We start from the raw sequence: 22,892 nt of genomic DNA on the forward strand, positions 1-22,892 counted from the left end.
TAAGTGGCGCTTATTGTTCAAAAATTCGGTGGCACTTCGGTCGGCTCAATAGAGCGAATTGAAGCAGTCGCCGACCTTGTTGTTAAAACCAGACAACAAGGACATCAAGTGGTTGTGGTTCTCTCTGCTATGTCGGGAGAAACCAACCGCTTAATTAACCTCGCCAAACAAATTGATACTCGCCCGAGTAGCCGTGAACTAGATGTACTTATTAGCACCGGAGAGCAGGTTTCTGTATCACTGCTTGCTATGGCTATTATCAAACGTGGCCACTCAGCGGTGAGCTTATTAGCCGATCAAGTCAATATTCAAACCGACAACATGTTTGGTAAAGCCCGTATTGAAGAGGTTGCTGCTACGCGCTTAAAGCATGAGCTTGAGCATAATCGTATTGCTATTATTGCTGGGTTTCAGGGACGTGATATTGAGGGCAATATTACAACGCTTGGACGCGGCGGCACCGATACATCGGCTGTAGAAATAGCAGCGGCTATAAAAGCCGACGAATGCCAGATCTATACAGACGTTGACGGCGTATATACTACAGATCCTCGTGTTGAACCAAACGCGCGCAGAATGAGCCAAGTTACTTTTGCCGAAATGCTGGAGCTGGCAAGTTTAGGCGCAAAAGTTTTGCATATTCGCTCGGTAGAAGCTGCAGGTAGACACAATGTGCCACTTAGGGTGCTTTCTAGTTTTAATCCTGATGAAGGCACATTAATAAGTTTTGAGGAGAACGATATGCCAAGCAAGGTGGTATCGGGGATTGCGTTTAATTGTGACGAATGTTTAATTAAAGTAGATGGTGTGCCAAGCGGTACGCAATATCTTTCAAAAATATTGAAACTTTTTGCTGATAATGGCATCGAAATAGATATGATTAATCAAGTTAATCATATCTTTGAAAAAATAGACTATGCTTTTACTGTGCACTCGAATGATTATCTGCAAGCACTTGAATTATTGAGCGAAGATCAAGCTCAACTCAGTGCTCAAAATATAAGCGGATTACCAACAGTAGCTAAAGTTTCTGCTGTTGGAATGGGTATGAAATCGCATTCTGGTGTAGCAAGTTTATTTTTTGATGCATTAGCGCAGGAAAATATTAATGTAGTTTTAGTCTCGACTTCTGAGATTAAAATTTCAGTTTTAATAGATGAAAAGTACCTAGAGTTGGCAGTTCGTGCATTACACAAAGCATTTTTAACAGAAAATGGATAGATTGAGAGTTTTTACTTACTTTTCAGTCTAATTTTCATTAGTATGTTTAAGCGGAATCTTATAATTTTTATTGGAACATGGGAGCAAGAGAATGCTAATACTAACTCGTAGAGTAGGTGAAACCCTAATGATTGGTGACGAAGTAACAGTTACTGTTCTAGGTGTTAAAGGAAATCAAGTTCGAATCGGTGTTAATGCACCAAAAGACGTATCAGTGCATCGTGAAGAGATTTACATGCGCATACAAGCTGAAAAGTCGAACCCTAATCCGGGCAATGCTTAATCAACACGTATACGTAGTTGAGTAATTAGCTCAACTAGACTAAAAGCCACTCACTGAGTGGCTTTTTTGTTTATAAAAGCGAGTATTTCAGGGGTTAGTATTTGTTTTGAAATGTACTGCATTCCGCTTTTATTTTTAATAATAATACCTTGCTGAGTATCTATTACTTCGCTTATGTTTTGCCAAGTTAGCTCAAAACTTTTGTAATGATTAGCCGACTTAATGCCTTCTTCATCAAAGGTAAGTGTTACCTCAGAGCCTGACGCTCTGCTGAGCATTTGTCTGGTTACCCACCAAGGTCTGCGATAGTAAAAAGCGACGCACTCTAGTACACCTAGCATGATCATAAACGATCCTAAGTAATGATCGTTTAAAACATAAATGCCAAATAAACCAAGCGCAACGAGGAGTACAAGTAAAAAGTACTTAGGTTTGGCGCGCTTACTGTAGGGGAGTGACTCGTCAAAGCACTCGTAAAAGTAAGGTTTATCTAGTGTGTAGGTTGTTGTAAATGCCATATTGCCTTGCTTTAAATATCGTTTTTTTTATTTTAACAAGCTAGCCGCTAAATGAGCAGCTTTATAGTCAGTGATTTTATTACAGACACAAAAAAACGGCCCTAAGGCCGTTTTTTAGCGATACAAGAAGAATTAACAGTTAGTTTCTTCAGCGTTTACGCCTTCTTTAACATTTTCACATGCATCTTCTACTTTGTTTTGCACGTCAGTTACTGCTTCGTCAATACGTTCGCCTGCGTCTTCTGCATGATTGTCTTCACAACCCATGATAAAGAAACTTGCGAATAGACCGATTAGTGCTGCTTTTACAGTTGTTGAATTCATAATGTAATTCCTTGTAAGTGTTAATTAAATTTTAGTGTTTGTTAGTTGAATGCTTTATCTACCTGGGTGATTTACCACGTAGTGCACCTGAAACTAATGAGATCACTAAAAGTACTAAAAATATAAAAAATATAATTTTTGCTATACCAGCTGCGGCACCTGCGATGCCACCAAAACCTAACACTGCAGCGATTAAAGCAATAACTAAAAATGTAATTGTCCAGCGTAACATTGTTTTCTCCTTGGTTATCAAATTTGCTCACAATAACTAATGCCAGTTATATGCCAAAGTTTATTTTTGTTTTATATCAAGTGGTTATGGTTTTTAACTGTGTTTTTAGTTATTAGTTAGTTAGTAATTTTTACGCTTTGTTATGTAAGTTATTCACACTGTTACAAGTTACCGGTAAATATTCACTAAAAATAATCTTTTTGGTAAGACCAATTAACAATTGGTGTGTGTTTTTGTACTTATTATAAAATTTGGCGGTTATTTTTATTAAGTTGAATAGTTAATTAACAACTTCCATATAACTATTAGCTATAGTCGTTATTTTCTGTATGTATTGTAGGGCGCATGATTGCTGGGTTATGGCATGTAAATTTGTTGAGTGTTATGTTGTTTATAGTTTAATTGGTTTTACCAATTTACAAGATGTAGACAAAGCGACTAGTTTTGTTATTATCCAGTGAATAAATATTTAATTAAATCGATTTTTTATTTTCGATATGGGTTTCAAGGGGGAGAAAAATGGATATAGGTGCTCTACTCACAACGGCTGGTAGCTTAATGCTAACTGGTATGGTTGGGGTGTTTGTATTTCTGTCGATATTAATTGGTGCAGTAACGCTTATGTCTAATTTGGTGACGCGCTATAGCGAACCAGAGGCATCACCAGCTAAATCACCGTCTTTTAAATCTCAAGGTGTGCCTAATGAGCACATCGCTGCTATTAGTGCTGCCATTGCTCAGTACAAATCAAATAATAAATAAGGGGCACACACATGGCTAAATTAAAATTAACAGAATTGGTATTACGCGATGCGCACCAATCATTGCTCGCAACACGTATGCGCCTAGACGATATGCTACCTATTGCTAGCAAGCTAGATGATGCAGGTTATTGGTCTATTGAATCGTGGGGCGGTGCTACATTTGATTCGTGTATTCGTTATTTAGGCGAAGATCCTTGGGAGCGTATTCGCGCGCTTAAAAAAGCGATGCCTAATACTAAACAGCAAATGCTATTACGCGGTCAAAACCTATTAGGCTACCGCCATTACGCTGATGATGTAGTTGAAAAGTTTGTAGAACGCGCACATAAAAATGGCGTTGACGTATTTCGTATTTTCGATGCAATGAACGATGTACGTAACCTAGAAACAGCGATTAAAGCGGCTATAAAAGTAGGCGCACATGCTCAAGGTACTATTTCGTACACGGTAAGTCCTGTTCATACGCTTGATATGTGGCTGACTCTTGCTAAGCAATTAGAAGATTTAGGCTGTCACTCAATTTGTATTAAAGATATGGCGGGTTTATTAAAGCCGTACGATGCTGAAAAACTAATTAAAGCACTTAAGGAAACCGTGTCGGTTCCTATTGCTATGCAGTGCCACGCTACAACTGGTTTAAGTACTGCGACTTATCAAAAAGCGATTGATGCAGGCATTGATATGCTTGATACCGCTATTTCATCTATGAGTATGACTTACGGACACACAGCAACTGAAACTATTGTATCGATAGTTGAAGGAACTGAGCGCGATACTGACCTTGATTTAAATCATCTAGAAGAAATTGCTGCTTACTTTAGAGATGTACGTAAAAAATATGCGGCATTTGAAGGTAGCTTAAAAGGGGTTGATGGTCGTATTTTACTAGCTCAAGTACCTGGTGGCATGCTTACAAACATGGAAAACCAACTTAAAGAGCAAGGCGCGGCAGATAAGCTTAATGAAGTTTTGCTTGAGATCCCACGGGTACGTGAAGATCTTGGTTTTTTACCTTTAGTAACACCCACGTCGCAAATTGTAGGCACTCAAGCAGTACTTAACGTGCTAACCGGTGAGCGTTATAAAACAATTACTAAAGAAACTGCTGGCGTATTAAAAGGTGAATATGGCTTAACACCAGCACCAATGAATAAAGAGCTACAAGAGCGTGTGCTTGATGGAGCAGAGGTTATTACTTGTCGCCCTGCAGATAACATTGCACCAGAGCTTGCAACGCTTGAAGCTGAATTATTAAAAGAAGCACAAGAGCAAGGTTTAACACTTGCTGATGAGCAAATTGATGACGTACTAACTTATGCATTATTTCCGCAGGTTGGTTTGAAATTTATTAAAAATCGTAATAACCCTGATGCATTTGAGCCTATTCCTACCGTTGAAGATAAGAGCAATAAGGCAGCACCAAAATCAGGATCAAATAATAACAGCGTTAAAGCTGAGCAATACAGCGTAAAAGTAGATGGTAAAGTTTACGACGTAGTAGTGGCGCAAGGTGGTGAGCTAAAAGAAGTAACATTAAAAGACTCTGAGCACATTCCTCAGTCTGCTTCAGTTGCATCAGGTGAAACACTTAACGCACCTTTAGCCGGTAATATTTTTAAGATTAAGGTAAAAGCTGGGCAAGTTGTTAACGAAGGTGATGTAGTGATTATTATGGAAGCCATGAAAATGGAAACCGAAATACGCGCAATGCATACCGGAACTATTGCCGAAGTGTTGGTTGGTGAAGGCGATGCCGTAACTACCGGCGACGCTATGATTGCATTAGCTTAGGAGCAAATAGAGGATGGACGGTATTTTAAACCTCTGGAATGCGACCGGCATTGCTAACTTTACAATCCCATCGTTAATTATGATTGCGGTAGGGTGTTTATTACTGTTTTTAGCGATAGCTAAAGGCTTTGAACCACTATTATTATTACCAATTGGTTTTGGTGCAATTTTAACAAATGTACCAGTGGCAGGTTTGTCAGACCCAGGTGGGCTTTTGTATTACGTTTATTACGTGGGTATTGATACGGGGATTTTTCCGTTATTAATATTTATGGGAGTAGGGGCGCTGACCGACTTTAGCGCGCTTATTGCAAACCCACGTATGTTGTTATTAGGTGCGGCTGCACAGTTTGGTATTTTTGCTACTTTGTTTGGCGCAATATTATTAAATTATGTACCAGGTTTTGAGTTTACCCTACAGGATGCATCAGCTATTGCCATTATTGGTGGTGCCGATGGGCCAACAGCAATATTTTTAGCATCAAAACTGGCACCTGATTTACTTGGTGCAATAGCGGTAGCCGCATATTCATACATGGCTCTTGTACCAATTATTCAACCGCCAATTATGCGTGCGTTAACAACCCCAGAAGAACGTAAAATTAAGATGCCAGAGCTTCGCAAAATATCTAAAAAGGAAAAGATTATTTTCCCTCTTATGGTGCTTAGCTTAACGGCTATGTTTTTACCGGCTGCTATACCGCTTGTAGGTATGTTTTGTTTAGGTAACTTAATGCGAGAGTCGGGTGTTGTTGATAGATTAAGTAACAGTGCTCAAAACGAAATCATCAATGTTACAACTATATTTTTAGGTTTAGCTGTAGGTTCAAAGCTTGCTGCAGATAAGTTTTTAACTGTTGAGACGATTGGTATTTTAGTGCTTGGCGCACTGGCTTTTGCAATTGGTACTGCATCTGGCGTATTTATGGCAAAAGGACTTAACCGCATATCTAAAACACCTATAAACCCATTAATTGGGGCAGCAGGTGTATCGGCTGTGCCAATGGCGGCACGAGTAGTTAATAAAGTTGGCCTTGAAAGCAACCCACATAACTTTTTACTTATGCATGCTATGGGACCCAACGTAGCGGGTGTACTTGGTAGTGCAGTTGCTGCGGGTATTTTATTAGCACTTGTTGGCTAATAATTAACGTGGTAGTTAATAAATGATTTAGCGCAGTTTACTGCGCTTTTTTTTGTTCTTAATTTGTTCACCGCTAAATGGTTTCTTGTTCAGCGCTTTTTGTTTACAGTAACAGCTCTTCAAAATTTTAAGGATAGTTATCATGCTTCACACACCTTTAGCAAAGCACTTACCTCATGTTAGTAAACTTGTATTCGGATGCATGGGTCTGGGAGGCGGTTGGAATAAAGACGCAATCACTGATGCACATGTTAAGCAAACTCATGAATGCATAGATAACGCTATTGAAGGTGGCATTAACTTTTTTGACCATGCTGATATTTATACTTTTGGTAAAGCGGAGCAGGTTTTTGGTAAAGCATTAAGCGAGCGACCAGAGCTTAGAGAGCACATGTATATTCAATCTAAGTGTGGGATTCGTTTTGAAGATGACTTAGGGCCAAAGCGCTATGATTTTTCATCAAAGTGGATTGAGCAATCAGTTGAAGCATCCTTGAAGCGATTAAATACAGACTATTTAGACGTACTTATGCTACATCGTCCTGATCCACTCATGGAAGCTAACGAAATTGCTCGCATATTTAGTTGCTTAAAAGAAAGCGGTAAAGTGCGCAATTTTGCAGTATCGAATATGCAGCAACATCAAATGAATTTTTTACAGCATGCACTTGATATGCCGATTGTGGCTAATCAAATTGAGGCTAGTTTACAAAAACATCAGTTTGTTGATGAAGGTGTATATGCCGGTAACAGTGACGGTAAGGATCTTAATTTTACGCCCGGTAGTATTGAGTACTGTCGCCATTTTGAAATTCAAATTCAAAGCTGGGGCAGTTTATGCCAAGGATTATACAGCGGCAGTGATTTATCAAACGCATCGCAGGCTGATATAAACACCAGTCTTTTAGTTAATAAGCTGGCTGCACTTTATGATACGTCTGCTGAGGCTATAGTCATTGCATGGTTACTGCGCCATCCCGCATCTATTCAGCCGATTATTGGAACAACTAATGCCAAGCGTATTAAAGCCTCTTGTGATGCTGTAAACGTACAGCTAACTCGTGAGCATTGGTATGCACTTTATGTAAGCGCTAAAGGCCATGAGCTACCATAAGAAGGGCATTGATATGAATATATTCGTTATTTTAATTGGTTTGTTTGTCGCGCTAGCGATACTTATTCCATTGCTTGAAAAATATCAAAGTAAAATAGGGCTCAACGGTGCAACCAAATACAGCAAATATATTTGGCCATTAGTGATGGTGTCTTTAGTTATTCAGCTCATTTATGTATTAATGTACTAATGGTTTTTAGCGTACACAAAAAAGCCTTTGCAGGTTTAACCTGCAAAGGCTTTTTTAATGTTTATTAATAAACTTTATTTAAGTGCTAACTGTAGCTCGCGATTGCGCTCAAGTTGGGCAATAAAATTATCTGCAATAGGTTTAAACTTAGCAAGTTCTGAGCGAGGTAATGGCTCTGACTTAGGAAGTTTTACTGTTTTAGGATTACGGTGAACGCCATTTACTAAAAATTCATAGTGTAAATGTGCGCCAGTAACACGACCCGTAGAACCTACAGTACCAATTTGTTGGCCCTGTTTAACTTTTTGGCCCGTTTTAACTAGTTTCTTATTTAGGTGTAAGTACTTAGTTACATATTGTGTGCCATGGCTAATAAAGACGTAGTTACCGTTGTACTTGCTGTAACCCGCTTTAACTACCTTACCGTTCCCTGATGCAACCACCGGTGTGCCAGTGCGTGCCGCAAAGTCGATACCACGGTGCGCTCTAACTTGCCCAGTAACTGGGTGTAAGCGACGAGGATTAAAGCTCGAACTAATATACTTAAAGCTTACAGGTGCACGTAAAAATGCTTTTTTCATGCTACGCCCTTCAGGCGTATAAAAATTGCCGTCGGTATGGCGAATCGCTGCAAAGCGCTGACCTTGGTTTACAAATTCAGCGGCAATAATTTTACCGGTACCAATAAACTCGCCATCAACATAATGAGACTCGTAAATTAAGCCAAACACATCGCCTTTACGAATGTCGTTTGCAAAATCAACATCCCAACCAAATATGTCAGCAAAGTTCATTATTTGACGTTCGCTTAAACCTGCCGCTATTGCTGAAGTCCAAAAGTTGTTAGATATTTCGCCGCCAGCGGTTTTGGTTAGCGTTTCAATTTCTTTACTATCAATAGCTGTATCGTAGTTACCTTCTTCATTTAAGGTAACAAATAAAGTATCGGTTTTTGAAATCACATAGCGCAGTTGAGCCAAAGAGCCATCTTCAGCTGTCGCAAAGCTAAGTATTTCACCAGGGTGAATTTTAGTTAGCTTGCGCGTTTCTGCGTTAGTGTTAATTAGTTTATGGAGCGTTTGAGCTGAAAAACCAGCACGTTTGAAGATAATTGCTAAATTGTCGCCATTTTTAACTTTATGATCGACAAAGTCGTATTCTGGTAATTTTTCTGCTGCTTGCTCTGAATTTAACTCAGTTAATTTTTCGTTGTCATCAACTTTAACTTGTAACTCATAGCGCTTGCCTATCTCTAATGCATCTGCATTATTGTCTTTAGAAGCAGTCGCTTTTTCAGAAGGAAGAAATGCCAAGCCGGCAATAGCAGAAACTAAACCTAAAATAAGCAATTTGTGTTTTTTTGGGAGAGTGTTAACCACGTGAACCATAACGTGCCTTTTTCTGCTGTCAAGATAATAAATACATAATATTGCAGGATATACTTAATAATGTACGAATACTAGTGCTTTGTAGATTTAAACTAACCTTAAACTACGCTAAAATCAGGGTTAGGAAGCCTTTTTTAACGTCCTATCTAACTAAGACTCAATTCATTTTGTTTAGTTGCATTAATAACTTAAAAAGTTATTTTAATTAGGTAGAAATTTGTTATGTTAGCTACATATATATATTCGGTTTAAACCTATATTAAACCGTGATTACAAGTAACTAGTCCGCCCCTTCGTAGGCAGAATTTTGGAGTAACACAAAGTGGATTTACAAACCGCTCTAGCAGAGATAAAACGCGGTGCAGAAGAAATATTAATTGAAGACGAACTAGTTGAAAAACTAAAGTCGGGCAAAAAGCTAAAAATAAAAGCTGGCTTTGATCCTACAGCCCCTGATTTACATTTAGGGCACACTGTACTAATTAATAAAATGAAAACCTTTCAGGATTTAGGTCATGAGGTTATTTTCTTAATTGGTGACTTTACTGGCATGATTGGTGACCCAACAGGTAAAAACGTAACGCGTAAACCACTTACTCGCGAAGACGTACTAGCCAATGCCGAAACATATAAAGAACAAGTATTCAAAATTCTAGATCCTGCTAAAACCACTGTTGCATTTAACTCTACTTGGATGGAAAAGTTAGGCGCTGCAGGTATGATAAAACTTGCTGCTAACCAAACAGTAGCGCGCATGCTTGAACGTGATGACTTTAAAAAGCGTTACGGCAGCGGTCAACCAATTGCAATTCACGAGTTTTTATATCCACTGGTACAAGGTTGGGATTCGGTTGCACTAGAGTCAGATGTTGAACTGGGCGGTACTGATCAGCGCTTTAACTTGCTAATGGGTCGTGAGCTACAAAAAGTTGAAGGCCAAAAGCCGCAAACAGTATTAATGATGCCATTACTTGAAGGTACTGACGGCGTTCAAAAAATGTCTAAGTCGCTTGGTAACTACATTGGTATTACTGATGCGCCAAACGATATGTTTGGTAAAATAATGTCAATTAGTGATGTGCTAATGTGGCGTTATTACGATTTATTAAGCGCGCTTTCTATTGAAGAAATTGCAGCTCAAAAAGAACGTGTTGAGCAAGGTACTAACCCGCGCGATATTAAAATTGAACTAGCTAAAGAGCTAATTGCTCGTTTCCATAGTGAAGCTGATGCACAAGGTGCACATGATGATTTTATTCAGCGTTTTCAGAAAAAAGCGTTACCAGATGAAATCCCTGAGCTAACAATCACTATCGCAGAAGACACTATTTTAATTGCTAACTTGCTTAAAGAAGCAAATTTAGTAGTAAGTACATCAGAAGCAATGCGTATGATTAAGCAAGGTGCAGTTAAACTTAACGGTGAAGATAAAATCACTGACACCAAACTTGAAATAGCAAAAGGCACAACAGCTATTTACCAAGTAGGTAAACGTAAGTTTGCAAACATCACTGTAGCTTAAATACCGTTTGAAAACTAAAAAACCAGCCTAGGCTGGTTTTTTTGTGCTCGTATTTTGGGGTCTGTAAATAGTTACGAGGTAGTCACTAAATAGTCACTAAATCACTTTTAATATTTCAATACTTACAATTACTAACAACCAAAATACACGCGCCTGATTTAATCTATTAATTATTACAGGTACATCCTCGGGTGTAGGTAGTCTATCAGTACCTATACGCATTTTATTAAAGCGAGTACCTAAATAAACTGCAGGCCCGCCCAGCTGCACACCAAGTGATGCAGAGCATGTGCTTAGTAGCCAACCTGTATTTGTTTGATAAAAATGTCTACCATAATGCTTTATGTAGTGCATGCTTTGTTTGCTCGCTCTACTTGCTGCAATAGTTAAAGCGAGTAAGCGCATTGGAATATACTCAATAATAAACAAGAGAGTTTTAAGCGGTTTTAAAAAGTAGCTATTTGGGGATATATCACTACGCCAGGCTTGTTGTATTAAAGTAAGCAATCGATAGGCGAGGGCAGTAATTGGGCCAAAGGCTAAAAATATAAATATAACTACGAAATAGTATCGAGCAGTGCGCAGTATTAAGCTTTCAATTAATGCTTTAATAATACCAGGAGATGAAAGCCTATTAACTTCACGGGCAAGCAGTGGTTTTAGTAATTCGCGTGCTGTCGATTTTTGATTTTGTTTAGTTAGCTTTGCAATGCGAAGTGCTTTTTTATCAATACTCTTACTTTCTAAGCATAAGTATAAAATAAGACCTGCGAGTAATTCAGGGTAAAAAGCAAACTCGAGTAGTAGCACTACAATAATGAGAATGACACTTAAAATGAGCGTGCTTGCGAGTATAGCTGCCAAATATTGATAGCTTTTAGGTTCTTTGCTTTTGTATATGCGCTTGCCAATAGCACTAAAAACAGCATTTAACGCTGTATTAGGATGATACCAGCTAATAAGGGGAATAAAGCGCTCAGCAAGGAGCGCTAGTATGAAGGCAATAAAGTCCAAGTGGTTTTGAACAATATTGCTAAGCATTTACAGAGACACTGCAGTTAGCTTTTCTAAAAGTGCGACAACCATTTTAGATGAGTTGATTGATGCTGTTTCTAGGTATTCTTCAAATGATTGTGGTGACTCTTTACCTGCTATATCAGACATTGAGCGAATTACAACAAATGGTGTGTTAAGCGTAAAACACGTTTGTGCAATTGAAGCGCCTTCCATTTCAACGGCAAGCATTGTAGGAAAATCACTGCGTGCTTTATCGATACGCACAGGGTCACACATGAATGTGTCACCAGTACAAATTAAGCCAACAAGTGTTTTAACATCACTGATTTGTTCGATTGTTTGTTGTGCTGCTTCAACTAATTTAGGGTGAGCTGCAAAGCCTGCTGGCATTTGTGGTACTTGGCCAATTTCGTAGCCAAAAGCAGTAACATCTACATCGTGATGACGTACTTCTGACGAAATTACTACGTCGCCAACACTTAGAGAAGGATCGAATCCACCGGCAGAGCCTGTGTTAATTACGCAATCAGGTTTGAAGTTGTCAATTAGTAAGGTAGTTGCAATTGTTGATGCTACTTTACCAATACCAGATTGAACAAGTGTTACTGTGTTACCAGCCAATTCACCAGTATAAAAAGTGAAACCTGCTTTAGTTAAAATTTGTGCGTTTTGCATCGCTTCACGTAAAATTTTAACTTCTGGCTCCATTGCGCCAATAATACCAACATTCATAATGTTTAATTCCTGAGTTTGAATCACTTGATTATACGTGAAGTTAGCAATAAAAAACAAAAAAGCGAGCTTGTTTATAAGCTCGCTTTAAATACTTTTTAGGAGAGTATTTAATTTGGTTTTTAAATTTCAGCTAAAGCAGTTGTTTGTGCTTTGGCTTGAGAAGGTGAAAGTACCGCTGGCTTGTGTGAGCGATTACGAACAGGACGCTGCGTTTGTGTTGCTGCAGGCTTACCAAGTTTAAACATAATTGCATCGCGCACTTCTGATGGACGGTAGCCCGATTTAACTTTCATACGAATATGTGGAATGCCCGCAGACTCTAGTGCACCGTTTACAAACCAGTCGCGTTGAGCTTTGTGGCCATCTTTATTGGCATTGTTAACTAGGTCAACGGCCGCAACAATAGTTAGTTTTTCTTTATCGATTAATACAAAGTCGAGTTGCTTATTTTTAGCTTTAGCTAAAGCAGCACGTTTAGATTTAATAGAAAGACCTTGCTTACAGTCAATAACGTCAATTAGCTTAACGCGACTAACAATTTTATATTGATCGCCTACAGCACGCTCGAGAAGATTTAAAAAAGCGCCCTCAACCTGCGTAAAAACAGTTTGCTTGCGGGTAAAAGGATACGGGTTTCCGCCATCGTCATTAAATTTTGACGCAACAACAGAAGCCCCGACAACTAATACTAGAATTAATAATAAAGCGAATTCCATACGGTAACTCCATAACAACAAATTGACACTGCTCAAATAAAGCAATTTACGTGCCTAAAAAGTATGAGTTATAAAATAATTACCAACTGTTTATAAAAGCTAAAACTATGTAGCTATTAAGCTTTGTATCCACCTTTAATACCTTTAACCGCAATAGCTACAGCATCGTGTGCATGGAGTGATTCATAATGGTTTATTTGCAGCCAGTAATCGCTGTAATTATCTGTTTCTAATAAAGCTTTAATTTTACGCGCTGCATCTTCACAAAACATAAGATTTTGACCATTTAAACGGGCAAATTCTTGCTCGTCTTCGCGTTTTACTGCCGCTTGTACAGGCGTTTTAAGTTCAGCTTCGAGGGTATTTATTAGAGTCACTACGTCAAATTCTTGAATATTGCTATCAAGCTTTACTTTTACGTTGGCAATAGAGCGCTGCGAGTGAGGTGTAGCTACTATGCCTTGAGTAGTGCCTAGCCATTCGTGCACATCTTTTTGGCTTAAGGTTTCTTGGTTAAACTTTTCGTTAAACGCGTTTTGTATAAGCTGGCGTGCAAGTGCTGCAGAGCAAGGGCACGTTGAAGAATAGGTAACATCTACGGTTAGCTCGTAGCTAATAATGTTATTTTCAATTGTACTGGTAAGTAAAACTGGGTAGCTTTTCCAGCCCGCTTTACCACTTAATAGTGATTTACGGCGTAGCGGTAATTCAAATTTAAATTCAATTTGTGCTTTATCGCTCAGCCCTTCGTGGCTAGTTATAAAGGTATCGAGTGCTTGCGCTATTGTTTGCGGATTGACTTGCTGCTCAGTTGAAAGCAGGTCAAGTGCTAAAAATAGACGTGACATATGAATGCCTTTGGCATCTTCTTTATGCAAATTTACAAATGCACGAGCTTTGGCATTTACTGTAACTGGAGATAAGTCTCGTGACTCAAAAATAAATGGCAGTTCGATTTCGCCCATGCCAACCCAGTCTAATTTACCTGTTTGTAAAGCGGGTGCAGTGTCTGCTATATCTGGCATATTGGTTTGCATGTGCGCTACTCGTATTTTGGAGATAATAAAGCGGGGCATTTTACACTAAATAATTTATTGCTGAAATGATGAGTTTAAGAGATGAGCAAAATCAAACATGAAAAATTCTGTTTTTATCGCACAACATGGGTAGTGGTAGGAGAAAAATGCTAAAATCTGGGAAAATGGTATGTTTATACATGCGCATTGCCTTCTTTATATTTAAGCACACAGCTAAGAGATAAAATTACGTATGACCGATTATTCTTTGAGCCCTTGGGCTCGGGTACTTTCCAGCTCAATAACGCGATTTGGTGAATTTAAAACCGCAGCTATTTGTTACACTTTATTTTTAACTGTATCTCTTATTTTATCGAGCATGTTTTATTATGTTGCGATAGGCGAATTACACCTTGTTGATATTTTGGCTGTGGTATTTTTTACGGCTGTAGTTTCTCCTTTAATTATAAGTGTATTACTTAATTCAATTCGTCAATTAGATGCCTCGTATGCTTATTTAGATAGCGCAACCAAGCAGGAGAAGCTCTTAAACCAAACCCTAAAAGACAACATTAGTCGTTTAAATATTGAAATTGATGAGCGTAAAATGGCATTTCATGCCAAGCATCGCGCTATTGAAGAGCTGCGCCGAGAAATTGCTGAGCGTAAAAAAACACAACAAGAACTTGCCCAACAAAGTATGTTGCAACGCTCAATCGTTGATTCATCTCCCGATCTATTTTATTACCGCGATAACAACGGTGTATTTGCCGGCTGTAATAAAATGTTTGAAGAGGTAATGGGAAAATCAAGTAGTGAGTTAATAGGAAAAACGGTTGAGCAGATATTCCCGAGTCATTTTTTAGCTGAAGTTTTGGCAACCGATAAAGAAGTAGAGCAAAGCCATAAAGCACTAACTATAGATGTAGGCTATGAAGTAAATGGTGAAACACGTTGGTTTGAGCTGCGTAAATTACCTTTTATAAATGATGACGGTGACTACATTGGTTTACTGGGTTTTGGACGTGATATCACTAGCCGTAAAGAAGCTGCACAAGCACTCGAAACTGCCTATAAAGACAAAGGTAAGTTTATTGCTACGCTGAGCCATGAACTACGTACTCCTTTAAATGGCATTGTTGGTTTAACGCGTATGTTATTAGATACAGAGCTTAATAAGCAGCAGCGTAGTTGGGGCAATACTATTTTTTCGAGTGCTGAAACACTCGGTAATATTTTTAACGATATTATAGATTTAGATAAAATAGATAGAGATCAGCTCGATATAGCAACTAATTCTATTAATGTGTCAGACTTTATAAACGATGTAGTTAATTTTGCAGGCTTAATAGCAGAGCAAAAAGAGCTTGAGTTTGATATTAAGCGCAATGGCATACTTGATGTTTACGCGCAGCTCGATCCGACTCGATTACGCCAAGTTGTTTGGAACTTAATTAACAACGCCGTTAAGTTTACTCAGCAAGGCAAAGTAACACTCGAATGCAGCAGAGAAAATCGCGTAGAAGGCCCATGGTTAGTTATTAAGGTACTAGATACCGGTCAAGGTATTCCACCAGAGCAGCTTGCCCATATATTTGATATGTATTACAAAGCGCCGGATTTAAAAGGCACTAACGCAATAGGTTCAGGTATTGGTTTAGCTGTAACCAAGGCACTTGTAAGTGCAATGAAAGGGATAATTACGGTAAATAGTACTGAAGGCGAAGGAAGTTGTTTTACAGTGCAAATACCGCTTAGTTTATGTGTTGCACCAACAGAGCAAAGTTATGTTGGCCGTGGTTTGTATATTCTACTAGTAGAAGATGTGCCTCTTAACGCCGAAATTGCTACAAACCTATTAGAGCAACGCGGCCATGAAGTGTTATGGGCTGAAACCGGTGAAGATGCACTCTCGTTTGTCGAAACCGAAGATGACTTAGATTTAGTACTACTTGATATGCAATTGCCAGATATAAACGGTGACGTGGTTGCTAAACAAATACGCTCAGATAGCCACTTCGATAAATTACCTATTGTTGCTTTAACTGCCAATGTACGCAGTGCTGAAAAAGAGCTTGAAGGTATATCAATACAAGGTGCGTTGGCTAAACCAATTAACACAGTTAAGCTTGATAAAATGCTGGCTGACTTATTTGGCATTAAGCAAAGTGAATGCACAGAGCCACAGCTAAAAGTAAGTGAAGAAGCGCTAGAGGGCATTGATGCACACTTATTAGATATTGAAACAATAGAAGACTTTGTAAATTCGATGGGCTTAGTTGTATTTAGACGCAGTAGTCAGTTATTCGAAAAGCTAAGTCCACAATATCAGCAAGAATTACTTACTTCATTAAATGCCGGCGATAGAGAAGAGTATGAATCAGTAGCGCATAAACTTAAAGGTGCGGCTGGCTCGGTAGGTTTAAATGATGTGCAGCTTCATGCCAAAATAATGGAGCATGGTGCGATTGATGAATCTGATGAAGTGTTAAAGCAGTGGTTAGATGTTTTAGCAGATAAAATAAATGAAGGACAAAAAGCCCTTCATTTATTTTTACAGCAATTAGAGTAAAACTAATTAGCTCTAATTAAGCGTCAATTTTACCAATGAAACGGTAACCTTCACCATGGATGGTGCTGATTAACTCTGACGTTGAGTTATCACTCTCAAAATGCTTACGAATGCGACGAATAGTAACATCAACAGTACGGTCATTTGCACGAAGCTCACGGCCTGTCATGTGCTTGATTAATTGCTCACGACTAAAAATACGACCTGGAGAATCAAGCATTAAACGAAGTGCTCTGTACTCACCTTTTGGTAAACGTTTAGCGTCGCCATTTGGAGAAGTAAGACAGCGGCTATTCTCATCAAGTTCCCAACCGTTAAACGTAATAACACCATTTGTTTCTAGTGCTGACTCTTCACCGCCTAAAGCAGTACGAGTAATAAGGTTGCGAGCTCTAATAGTTAATTCACGCGGGTTGAATGGCTTAGTAACATAGTCATCTGCGCCAATTTCAAGACCTAAAATACGGTCAACATCGTTGTCACGACCGGTTAGGAATATAAGACCTACTTTACGCTTTTGGCGTAATTCACGGGCTAAAATAAGACCGTTTTTACCAGGAAGGTTGATATCCATAACTACAAGATTAACGTCATCGTTATTTGTAAGCTTGTCATGCATATCATCGCCATCAATGGCTTCAATAACTTTGTACCCTTCAGCTTCAAATAAACTAACTAGGTTCAGTCGAGTTACGTCTTCATCTTCTACGATTAGAATGACTGGCGTTTGCATTATTAATTAACCTTTTGGAATATTTTATTTATAAAAAAACCGGTGACGAATTTATAACCGATTACTAGAGATTATAGGATTATACCCATTTGTTAACAAGGAAAAAACAAATTGGATAAAAATAAAACAGTAGGGTGTCCAAAGTCTACTAAAAAGGGCAGTGCAAAAACTACTGTTTAATTGATATATACGTGGATGTAGCTATTTGAATCATAAAGTCGAAGCCATTTTCCTTTAATAATTGATACATCATTCAATCAAACAAGGTACTTAAAATAATCAGACTAATTCAAAGCAAAACTATATCACTTTCTAACCTTTCATCAATGTATGTGATACAGCAAAGATAAAAAAGTTCATAAATCGCTTGGTAATATTTATTTAATGCAATTAAATAATGTTACGCGCTTATCACATGCCTCATTAATGAGGTCATTAAATGCTAATTCAAGGATAAATTTTAAATATATGCACTTTTTAGTGATCTTTATTTAAGGAATAGTAATTATAAAGCGAGCACCGTGTTTTTCTTCAAGATCAAACATAACTCTTCCGCCAAGTGCTTGTGTTACTAGGTTGTAGACCAAGTGCATGCCTAAGCCGCTTGCGCCTTGTCCGCGCTTTGAAGTTACAAACGGGTCAAAAATTCTATTTTTAATGTTTTTATCAACACCTTGACCATTGTCAGAATAAACTATTGTTAATTTTTTCCCTACCAGTTCTACGTCAAAGCGAATTTCATTATTTTCTTTACCTATAAATCCATGAATCACAGAGTTCATAAGCAACTGCTGAAACACTTGTTGCAGAGGTTCAGACTTACTATGAATAGCCAAGTCGGTCGGACAGTTAATAATAACGACAGGCTTTTTAGGCAGTAGTTCAGATTGAATCGATGTTAAAACATCACTTATTAATTTATGTACATTAATATAGGTATTAACACCGTCGTCTTGAATAACGGCCACTTTTTTAAAGTTAGATATCAGGTCTGCGGCACGATTTAGATTACGATAAATTAAGTCTAAGTTTTCAATACCTTCATCTATAAAGCGTTTTAGATGGCTTGAGGTAAGTTTTTTATCGTCAAAGCTTTGCTGTATATCTGCCAGTTTATCTCGAAGTAATGTAGAGCCTGTAATACCTAGCCCTATTGGTGTATTCACTTCATGGGCAACCCCAGCAACCATTTGCCCAAGCGATGCCATTTTTTCGTTTTCAACAATTTGCGTTTGGTACTGATGCATTCTCTCAAGGGTTGATAAAAGCTCTTGATTTGCTTCTCTGAGAGCGATTGTTCGCTGGTTTACTTTTTCTTCAAGGCTCTGGTTTAGTTGTTTTATTTCTTGTTTATCTTTTTCGTGGCGCTCAAGTTGCTTTTTGGTACGTGTAAGCATGATATTTAAACTATTTGAAAGAGCGGTTATTTCTTTTACATCGGTTATTGGCGCGCGTGCATCATAGTTATGATTTTTAGATACATCCTGCAATAGCATGCTTAACTGTTCTATTGGCTTGGCTATACGTCGTTGAACTTTTATAGCAATAAAGTAAACAACTATTAAAATTAATAGAGTTAATAGCACGTCTATTAATATTTTTCTCTCAATATAAGTCTCTAAACTTTCGAGGCTCCCTCGCATATATACATAACCGACCAACTTTTCGTTATCGTAAATAGGGCGGGTTAGTTCAATATGATCGCTCGTAATTCGTGGCGTTTTTAGCTCATCAACACTGTCTATTCTTAGTGGTACTGGAGGTGTTTTTTTTGCATTAAAGCTAATAAAAAAAACAGGTTTTTGAGATGCTTTTTCTATTGAATAAATATGTATGTTTTTTACAAGGGGGATATTTTCAAATGACTTGAGGCGTTTTTCTTCTGTTTTTCTATCATCTTCAACTACTGATTTACCAGCATCAAAAGCTACAATTTCAGAAAGTATGACGAGTTTATTAATGATTAATTGCTTTTGCTCTTTTACGCTTAAATAAGTAGATATCGAAATAGATAGCGACAAGCAAATAGCTGTAATAAGCATAATTAAATTTATGAGTGCTTTGCGAATGCTACTTTGATGAACTTTTTTAGGCATTATTTCGTTATCGCCTGAATTAATTTTGATTATTTAGAGTTTTAGTTTAGCAAAGACGGGAGAAAATGAAGGAAAAAAGCTAAATTAATTCTTATATTTATGCGAAGGTTAGCTTGAGCGCGTTTGCACTCAAGCATTTTTTAAAATAATACTAGCTGCTATATACGGCAAACTTGTTATTTTTAAATACCGTTTGGTAGCTTTCAAATTGCGTTTCTAAAATAGGCGGGTATTTTAAAAAGCTATTAGCAACAATATTCAGCTTTCCTACTTTAGTTAAATGCTGTTTTGCATTTGCTAAAAATGTTTCTGCTACTGTGTAGTCGGTTGCAATACCTGTATGAAAAGGTGGATTGCTAATAATTAAATCAAACTTACCGGTAATGCTTTTAAGACCGTCACTTAATATCGCTTCGCCTTTGATGCTGTTAAGCTTTAGAGTCTGCTGTGTTGCGTAAGTTGCCAGTGCACTTACATCACTACACACAAACTCGACTGCTGGATTATGCAGCCCTAAAAAGGTTGCTATTAAACCTGCGCCACAACCAAAGTCGAGAACCCTACCTTGCTTAATTGTCGGTGCGTTTTCGAGTAGAACTTTCGTTCCCATATCTAAACTACCGTGATTAAAAACCCCTGGGACACTAATAGCTGTAAACTCGGTGTCGGCAACATTAACAACAAACTTTTTATGGTAGGTCGTAATATCAAAATCAGGGTGCTGGGTAATCTCAGCAAATGAGTAAAGAACGCAGTGCTTAGCTGAATCAATTTTGTTACTAAACTCAGCTTTACCAGCTAATTGCTTTTCAATTGATTTAACACCACTTTTGTTTTCACCTACCACCAATAGTTCGGCATCATCAGTAATAGCAGATCGAATATTATCAAGCGCCATTAATAACTCAGGTTTTGATTTAGGATAGTAAAGAATAACTAAATCGTAGCCGTTACCAGGTATTGTGTGATTTACACAAATCTCAACGTCTTTGGTGTTTTTAGCAAACTCACCGTTAGCATGGTTGTAGCTAAATGCAGTTACCTTGCTTTGCGGGTTAAGTTTTTTAAGCTCTGTTAAAAAGCCATCTTGAACAAAGTTGACCACCAAGATAGATTTGCCCGTTAGTGCCTCGCTATTACGAAGTAACAGTAAACTTGGGTTGGTTAGTACGCTCATAAATGGCTTTGCCTTACAGTATGTTTAGTTTTATTAAAAATAAAAGTGAGTGCTTAAAGTTACAAATTACTCAGTACGTTCAAACATTAAATCCCACACGCCATGACCTAGGCGATGTCCGCGCTGCTCAAACTTAGTAAGCGGGCGCAAATCTGGACGTGGAACATAATCGTTTGTTTCTGATTGGTTTTTAAAACCAGGAGCTACATTCATTACTTCGAGCATATGCTCTGCATAGTTTTCCCAATCTGTTGCCATATGAAAAACGCCACCCATTTTCAGTTGGGCTCTTAGTTTTTCAACAAACTCAGTTTGTACGATACGGCGTTTATGATGACGCTTTTTATGCCAAGGATCAGGGAAAAACAACTGTAGTGTTGTTAAGCTTTCATTAGGTATACAGTCTGCAAGTACTTCAACTGCATCGTGTTCAAAAATACGCAAGTTAGTAATGCCTGCTTCATCGGCATCCATTAAACAAGCACCAACGCCTGGGCGGTGTACTTCAATACCAATAAAGTTTAGGTGAGGGGCATTTGTTGCCATTTCGACAAGCGATTTACCCATACCAAAACCAATTTCTACTACTACATCATTGTTGTTGCCAAAAACTTCGCTTAAATCAAGCATACCGTTTTTATGCTCTAGGCCCATTGTTGGCCAGCATTTTTCGATTGCAGCGGCTTGGCCTTTGGTTAATCGACCTTCGCGTTTTACAAAACTGCGAATGGTGCGGATGTATTTACCTTCTTGCTTAGCTTGCTCAAGGTTAGTGTTGCTTGATTCACTCATATTATTGGCCTGACAAAAACAATGTGTTTAAAAATGGTTGCATATTATCCCTGACCGAGCCCGCAATCACAAGTATTAGCTGGTTTTACACGCCCTATAGCTTGATCTTTTTATTAACTACAATAGACTGAGCCGCCATTGAGCATCAGTAAAAGTACAATATGTTGGATTTAAATAAAGAACAGTCTAATTCGTTTTCTAATCAAGTCGTTGATTGGTATCACCTTCATGGGCGTAAAACACTTCCATGGCAGTTGGGTAAAACACCTTATAAAGTGTGGGTGTCTGAGGTGATGCTCCAGCAAACTCAAGTTATTACTGTTATCCCATATTTTGAAAAATTTATGCAAAGCTTTCCAGATATTATTGCTTTAGCCGATGCTGATGAAGATTTAGTACTGCATCACTGGACCGGCTTAGGGTATTACGCTCGTGCGCGTAACTTACATAAAACAGCTAAAATAGTACGTGACAAGTACCAAGGCGAATTTCCGCAAACGCTTGATGAAGTAATGGATTTACCGGGAATAGGGCGCTCTACTGCCGGGGCTGTTTTATCATTGTCGCTTGGACAGCATCATCCAATTTTAGATGGAAATGTTAAGCGAGTCTTAGCGCGCTACTTTATGATAGAAGGTTGGTACGGTATTAAAAAAGTCGAAAATCAGCTTTGGCATTTATCAGAGCAATTAACACCTAAAAATAATGTCACCGAATTTAATCAAGCTATGATGGATTTAGGTGCGAGTGTTTGCTCACGCAGCCGGTTTGATTGCGAGGCTTGCCCATTAAATTCAGGTTGTGGTGCTTTTAATGCAGGTAAAGTAAAAGAGTTTCCACATTCTAAACCTAAAAAAGCAGTGCCGAAGAAGAGTTGTCATCAGTTAATTGTTCAGTGTGGCGATAAAGTGCTTATGGAAAAACGCCCTAACAGCGGTATTTGGGGAGGACTATTTGGCTTTTTTGAATTTAATGAGTACGAGGAGCTTCAAATGTTTTTAGCTCAGCAAGGATTAGAAGCCGACTTAGTAGAGCTTGAAGCGTTTATTCATGTGTTTTCACATTTTGAGCTGACGATTAATCCGCATGTGCTCAATGTTAAGAACATTCCTGATGTAGTAAATGACAAACAATTAGTGTGGTATCCGCTTGATCAATCAATAGAGGTTGGCCTAGCAGCGCCAACTAAAAAGTTGGTTAAACAAATTACAGCAATAGTATAGAATAGCCCCATATTTAGCGTTAGAGAGAATCAATCATGGCACGTACAGTATTTTGTCAAAAGTTACAAAAAGAAGCCGAAGGGCTTGGCTTTCAGTTATACCCTGGTGAAGTTGGTGAAAAGATTTTTAATAACATCTCTAAAGAAGCGTGGGGTCAGTGGCAGCATAAGCAAACAATGCTTATTAACGAAAAGCATTTAAATATGATGGATCCAGAGCACCGCACATTTTTAGAAGAGCAAATGGTTGGCTTTTTGTTTGAAAACAAAGATGTGGAAATTGAAGGTTATCGACCGCCTGAAAAATAATATTTTGAACATAAAA

The 22,892-nt window shown here is 38.3% G+C and carries 23 protein-coding genes; 11 read left to right on the forward strand and 12 right to left on the reverse strand.

The window, feature by feature from the left end; genetic code table 11:
• Positions 1-3: 3 nt before the first annotated feature.
• Together GQR52_RS01640 and csrA are read left to right on the forward strand one after the other, a co-directional pair.
• Complete coding sequence (locus tag GQR52_RS01640) at positions 4-1,221, forward strand: aspartate kinase (protein ID WP_165727243.1); 1,218 nt, start codon at positions 4-6, stop codon at positions 1,219-1,221.
• A 91-nt stretch (positions 1,222-1,312) separates the two neighbouring features.
• Complete coding sequence (gene csrA, locus GQR52_RS01645) at positions 1,313-1,504, forward strand: carbon storage regulator CsrA (protein ID WP_004587515.1); 192 nt, start codon at positions 1,313-1,315, stop codon at positions 1,502-1,504.
• Between the two features lie 50 nt (positions 1,505-1,554).
• On the opposite strand, the gene GQR52_RS01650 is transcribed toward csrA, so the two are convergent.
• From GQR52_RS01650 to GQR52_RS01660, 3 genes are all read right to left on the reverse strand, one after another.
• A complete protein-coding gene (locus GQR52_RS01650; RefSeq protein ID WP_165727244.1) occupies positions 1,555-2,022 on the reverse strand; it encodes a YcxB family protein in 468 nt (155 codons plus the stop codon).
• Positions 2,023-2,154: 132 nt separating this feature from the next.
• Positions 2,155-2,346 carry a hypothetical protein gene (locus tag GQR52_RS01655; RefSeq protein WP_007378921.1) on the reverse strand — a complete coding sequence of 64 codons (192 nt, stop codon included), beginning with the start codon at positions 2,344-2,346 and terminating at the stop codon, positions 2,155-2,157.
• 58 nt (positions 2,347-2,404) lie between these two features.
• Positions 2,405-2,578 (reverse strand): DUF1328 family protein, encoded by a 174-nt coding sequence (locus tag GQR52_RS01660; RefSeq protein WP_002961939.1) that lies wholly within the window; start codon positions 2,576-2,578, stop codon positions 2,405-2,407.
• 519 nt (positions 2,579-3,097) lie between these two features.
• Between GQR52_RS01660 and GQR52_RS01665 the strand changes: the two genes are divergently transcribed.
• From GQR52_RS01665 to GQR52_RS01685, 5 genes are all read left to right on the forward strand, one after another.
• Positions 3,098-3,340, forward strand: a complete 243-nt coding sequence (locus GQR52_RS01665) for an OadG family transporter subunit (protein WP_007583814.1) — start codon at positions 3,098-3,100, stop codon at positions 3,338-3,340.
• 11 nt (positions 3,341-3,351) lie between these two features.
• On the forward strand, positions 3,352-5,133 hold the full coding sequence (gene oadA, locus GQR52_RS01670; protein WP_165722092.1) for a sodium-extruding oxaloacetate decarboxylase subunit alpha: 1,782 nt from the start codon (positions 3,352-3,354) through the stop codon (positions 5,131-5,133).
• A gap of 13 nt (positions 5,134-5,146) precedes the next feature.
• On the forward strand, positions 5,147-6,277 hold the full coding sequence (locus tag GQR52_RS01675; RefSeq protein ID WP_165727245.1) for a sodium ion-translocating decarboxylase subunit beta: 1,131 nt from the start codon (positions 5,147-5,149) through the stop codon (positions 6,275-6,277).
• Positions 6,278-6,419: 142 nt separating this feature from the next.
• Positions 6,420-7,391: an aldo/keto reductase gene (locus tag GQR52_RS01680; protein ID WP_165727246.1), complete on the forward strand. Its 972-nt coding sequence runs from the start codon at positions 6,420-6,422 to the stop codon at positions 7,389-7,391.
• Between the two features lie 13 nt (positions 7,392-7,404).
• Entirely contained in the window at positions 7,405-7,581 is a 177-nt protein-coding gene (locus tag GQR52_RS01685) for a hypothetical protein (protein WP_007583822.1), read from the forward strand.
• Positions 7,582-7,655: 74 nt separating this feature from the next.
• Here GQR52_RS01685 and GQR52_RS01690 read toward each other — a convergent pair whose 3' ends face one another.
• A complete protein-coding gene (locus GQR52_RS01690) occupies positions 7,656-8,969 on the reverse strand; it encodes a peptidoglycan DD-metalloendopeptidase family protein (RefSeq protein ID WP_007585425.1) in 1,314 nt (437 codons plus the stop codon).
• Positions 8,970-9,291: 322 nt separating this feature from the next.
• Here GQR52_RS01690 and tyrS point away from each other — a divergent pair, with 322 nt between their 5' ends.
• The gene (tyrS, locus tag GQR52_RS01695; RefSeq protein ID WP_007585427.1) at positions 9,292-10,491 is read left to right on the forward strand and encodes a tyrosine--tRNA ligase; all 1,200 of its coding nucleotides are present in this window, start codon (positions 9,292-9,294) and stop codon (positions 10,489-10,491) included.
• 96 nt (positions 10,492-10,587) lie between these two features.
• Here tyrS and ampE read toward each other — a convergent pair whose 3' ends face one another.
• The 4 genes from ampE to folE2 form a co-directional block, all read right to left on the reverse strand.
• Positions 10,588-11,532: a regulatory signaling modulator protein AmpE gene (gene ampE, locus GQR52_RS01700; protein ID WP_165727247.1), complete on the reverse strand. Its 945-nt coding sequence runs from the start codon at positions 11,530-11,532 to the stop codon at positions 10,588-10,590.
• Positions 11,533-12,240: a 5'-methylthioadenosine/S-adenosylhomocysteine nucleosidase gene (mtnN, locus tag GQR52_RS01705; protein ID WP_165727248.1), complete on the reverse strand. Its 708-nt coding sequence runs from the start codon at positions 12,238-12,240 to the stop codon at positions 11,533-11,535.
• 122 nt (positions 12,241-12,362) lie between these two features.
• Entirely contained in the window at positions 12,363-12,959 is a 597-nt protein-coding gene (locus GQR52_RS01710) for a DUF2726 domain-containing protein (protein ID WP_007582968.1), read from the reverse strand.
• Positions 12,960-13,075: 116 nt separating this feature from the next.
• Positions 13,076-13,996 (reverse strand): GTP cyclohydrolase FolE2, encoded by a 921-nt coding sequence (gene folE2, locus GQR52_RS01715; protein WP_165727249.1) that lies wholly within the window; start codon positions 13,994-13,996, stop codon positions 13,076-13,078.
• A gap of 232 nt (positions 13,997-14,228) precedes the next feature.
• Here folE2 and arcB point away from each other — a divergent pair, with 232 nt between their 5' ends.
• Positions 14,229-16,547 (forward strand): aerobic respiration two-component sensor histidine kinase ArcB, encoded by a 2,319-nt coding sequence (arcB, locus tag GQR52_RS01720; RefSeq protein WP_101217457.1) that lies wholly within the window; start codon positions 14,229-14,231, stop codon positions 16,545-16,547.
• Between the two features lie 16 nt (positions 16,548-16,563).
• Here arcB and arcA read toward each other — a convergent pair whose 3' ends face one another.
• From arcA to trmB, 4 genes are all read right to left on the reverse strand, one after another.
• Positions 16,564-17,280 (reverse strand): two-component system response regulator ArcA, encoded by a 717-nt coding sequence (arcA, locus tag GQR52_RS01725; RefSeq protein WP_002962549.1) that lies wholly within the window; start codon positions 17,278-17,280, stop codon positions 16,564-16,566.
• A gap of 491 nt (positions 17,281-17,771) precedes the next feature.
• Positions 17,772-19,376: a HAMP domain-containing sensor histidine kinase gene (locus GQR52_RS01730; RefSeq protein WP_007582962.1), complete on the reverse strand. Its 1,605-nt coding sequence runs from the start codon at positions 19,374-19,376 to the stop codon at positions 17,772-17,774.
• A gap of 151 nt (positions 19,377-19,527) precedes the next feature.
• Complete coding sequence (locus GQR52_RS01735; RefSeq protein WP_165727250.1) at positions 19,528-20,553, reverse strand: methyltransferase; 1,026 nt, start codon at positions 20,551-20,553, stop codon at positions 19,528-19,530.
• A gap of 66 nt (positions 20,554-20,619) precedes the next feature.
• Positions 20,620-21,345, reverse strand: coding sequence for a tRNA (guanosine(46)-N7)-methyltransferase TrmB (gene trmB, locus GQR52_RS01740; protein WP_007582957.1), 726 nt, complete (start codon positions 21,343-21,345; stop codon positions 20,620-20,622).
• Positions 21,346-21,506: 161 nt separating this feature from the next.
• Here trmB and mutY point away from each other — a divergent pair, with 161 nt between their 5' ends.
• The gene (gene mutY / locus GQR52_RS01745) at positions 21,507-22,568 is read left to right on the forward strand and encodes an A/G-specific adenine glycosylase (RefSeq protein ID WP_165727251.1); all 1,062 of its coding nucleotides are present in this window, start codon (positions 21,507-21,509) and stop codon (positions 22,566-22,568) included.
• A 35-nt stretch (positions 22,569-22,603) separates the two neighbouring features.
• Entirely contained in the window at positions 22,604-22,876 is a 273-nt protein-coding gene (locus tag GQR52_RS01750) for an oxidative damage protection protein (RefSeq protein WP_007582954.1), read from the forward strand.
• The last annotated feature ends 16 nt before the right edge of the window (positions 22,877-22,892 follow it).

This window comes from Pseudoalteromonas sp. 31A1 (genome assembly GCF_011378815.1).
Lineage (GTDB): Bacteria > Pseudomonadota > Gammaproteobacteria > Enterobacterales > Alteromonadaceae > Pseudoalteromonas > Pseudoalteromonas arctica.

What these genes read in the sequence shown, in the direction of transcription:
- csrA (WP_004587515.1), top strand. Translation starts at nt 1,313, where the DNA reads ATGCTAATACTAACTCGTAGAGTAGGTGAAACCCTAATGATTGGTGAC.
- GQR52_RS01650 (WP_165727244.1), bottom strand. Translation starts at nt 2,022, where the DNA reads ATGGCATTTACAACAACCTACACACTAGATAAACCTTACTTTTACGAG.
- GQR52_RS01655 (WP_007378921.1), bottom strand. Translation starts at nt 2,346, where the DNA reads ATGAATTCAACAACTGTAAAAGCAGCACTAATCGGTCTATTCGCAAGT.
- GQR52_RS01660 (WP_002961939.1), bottom strand. Translation starts at nt 2,578, where the DNA reads ATGTTACGCTGGACAATTACATTTTTAGTTATTGCTTTAATCGCTGCA.
- GQR52_RS01665 (WP_007583814.1), top strand. Translation starts at nt 3,098, where the DNA reads ATGGATATAGGTGCTCTACTCACAACGGCTGGTAGCTTAATGCTAACT.
- oadA (WP_165722092.1), top strand. Translation starts at nt 3,352, where the DNA reads ATGGCTAAATTAAAATTAACAGAATTGGTATTACGCGATGCGCACCAA.
- GQR52_RS01675 (WP_165727245.1), top strand. Translation starts at nt 5,147, where the DNA reads ATGGACGGTATTTTAAACCTCTGGAATGCGACCGGCATTGCTAACTTT.
- GQR52_RS01680 (WP_165727246.1), top strand. Translation starts at nt 6,420, where the DNA reads ATGCTTCACACACCTTTAGCAAAGCACTTACCTCATGTTAGTAAACTT.
- GQR52_RS01685 (WP_007583822.1), top strand. Translation starts at nt 7,405, where the DNA reads ATGAATATATTCGTTATTTTAATTGGTTTGTTTGTCGCGCTAGCGATA.
- GQR52_RS01690 (WP_007585425.1), bottom strand. Translation starts at nt 8,969, where the DNA reads ATGGTTCACGTGGTTAACACTCTCCCAAAAAAACACAAATTGCTTATT.
- ampE (WP_165727247.1), bottom strand. Translation starts at nt 11,532, where the DNA reads ATGCTTAGCAATATTGTTCAAAACCACTTGGACTTTATTGCCTTCATA.
- mtnN (WP_165727248.1), bottom strand. Translation starts at nt 12,240, where the DNA reads ATGAATGTTGGTATTATTGGCGCAATGGAGCCAGAAGTTAAAATTTTA.
- GQR52_RS01710 (WP_007582968.1), bottom strand. Translation starts at nt 12,959, where the DNA reads ATGGAATTCGCTTTATTATTAATTCTAGTATTAGTTGTCGGGGCTTCT.
- folE2 (WP_165727249.1), bottom strand. Translation starts at nt 13,996, where the DNA reads ATGCAAACCAATATGCCAGATATAGCAGACACTGCACCCGCTTTACAA.
- arcB (WP_101217457.1), top strand. Translation starts at nt 14,229, where the DNA reads ATGACCGATTATTCTTTGAGCCCTTGGGCTCGGGTACTTTCCAGCTCA.
- arcA (WP_002962549.1), bottom strand. Translation starts at nt 17,280, where the DNA reads ATGCAAACGCCAGTCATTCTAATCGTAGAAGATGAAGACGTAACTCGA.
- GQR52_RS01730 (WP_007582962.1), bottom strand. Translation starts at nt 19,376, where the DNA reads ATGCCTAAAAAAGTTCATCAAAGTAGCATTCGCAAAGCACTCATAAAT.
- GQR52_RS01735 (WP_165727250.1), bottom strand. Translation starts at nt 20,553, where the DNA reads ATGAGCGTACTAACCAACCCAAGTTTACTGTTACTTCGTAATAGCGAG.
- trmB (WP_007582957.1), bottom strand. Translation starts at nt 21,345, where the DNA reads ATGAGTGAATCAAGCAACACTAACCTTGAGCAAGCTAAGCAAGAAGGT.
- mutY (WP_165727251.1), top strand. Translation starts at nt 21,507, where the DNA reads ATGTTGGATTTAAATAAAGAACAGTCTAATTCGTTTTCTAATCAAGTC.
- GQR52_RS01750 (WP_007582954.1), top strand. Translation starts at nt 22,604, where the DNA reads ATGGCACGTACAGTATTTTGTCAAAAGTTACAAAAAGAAGCCGAAGGG.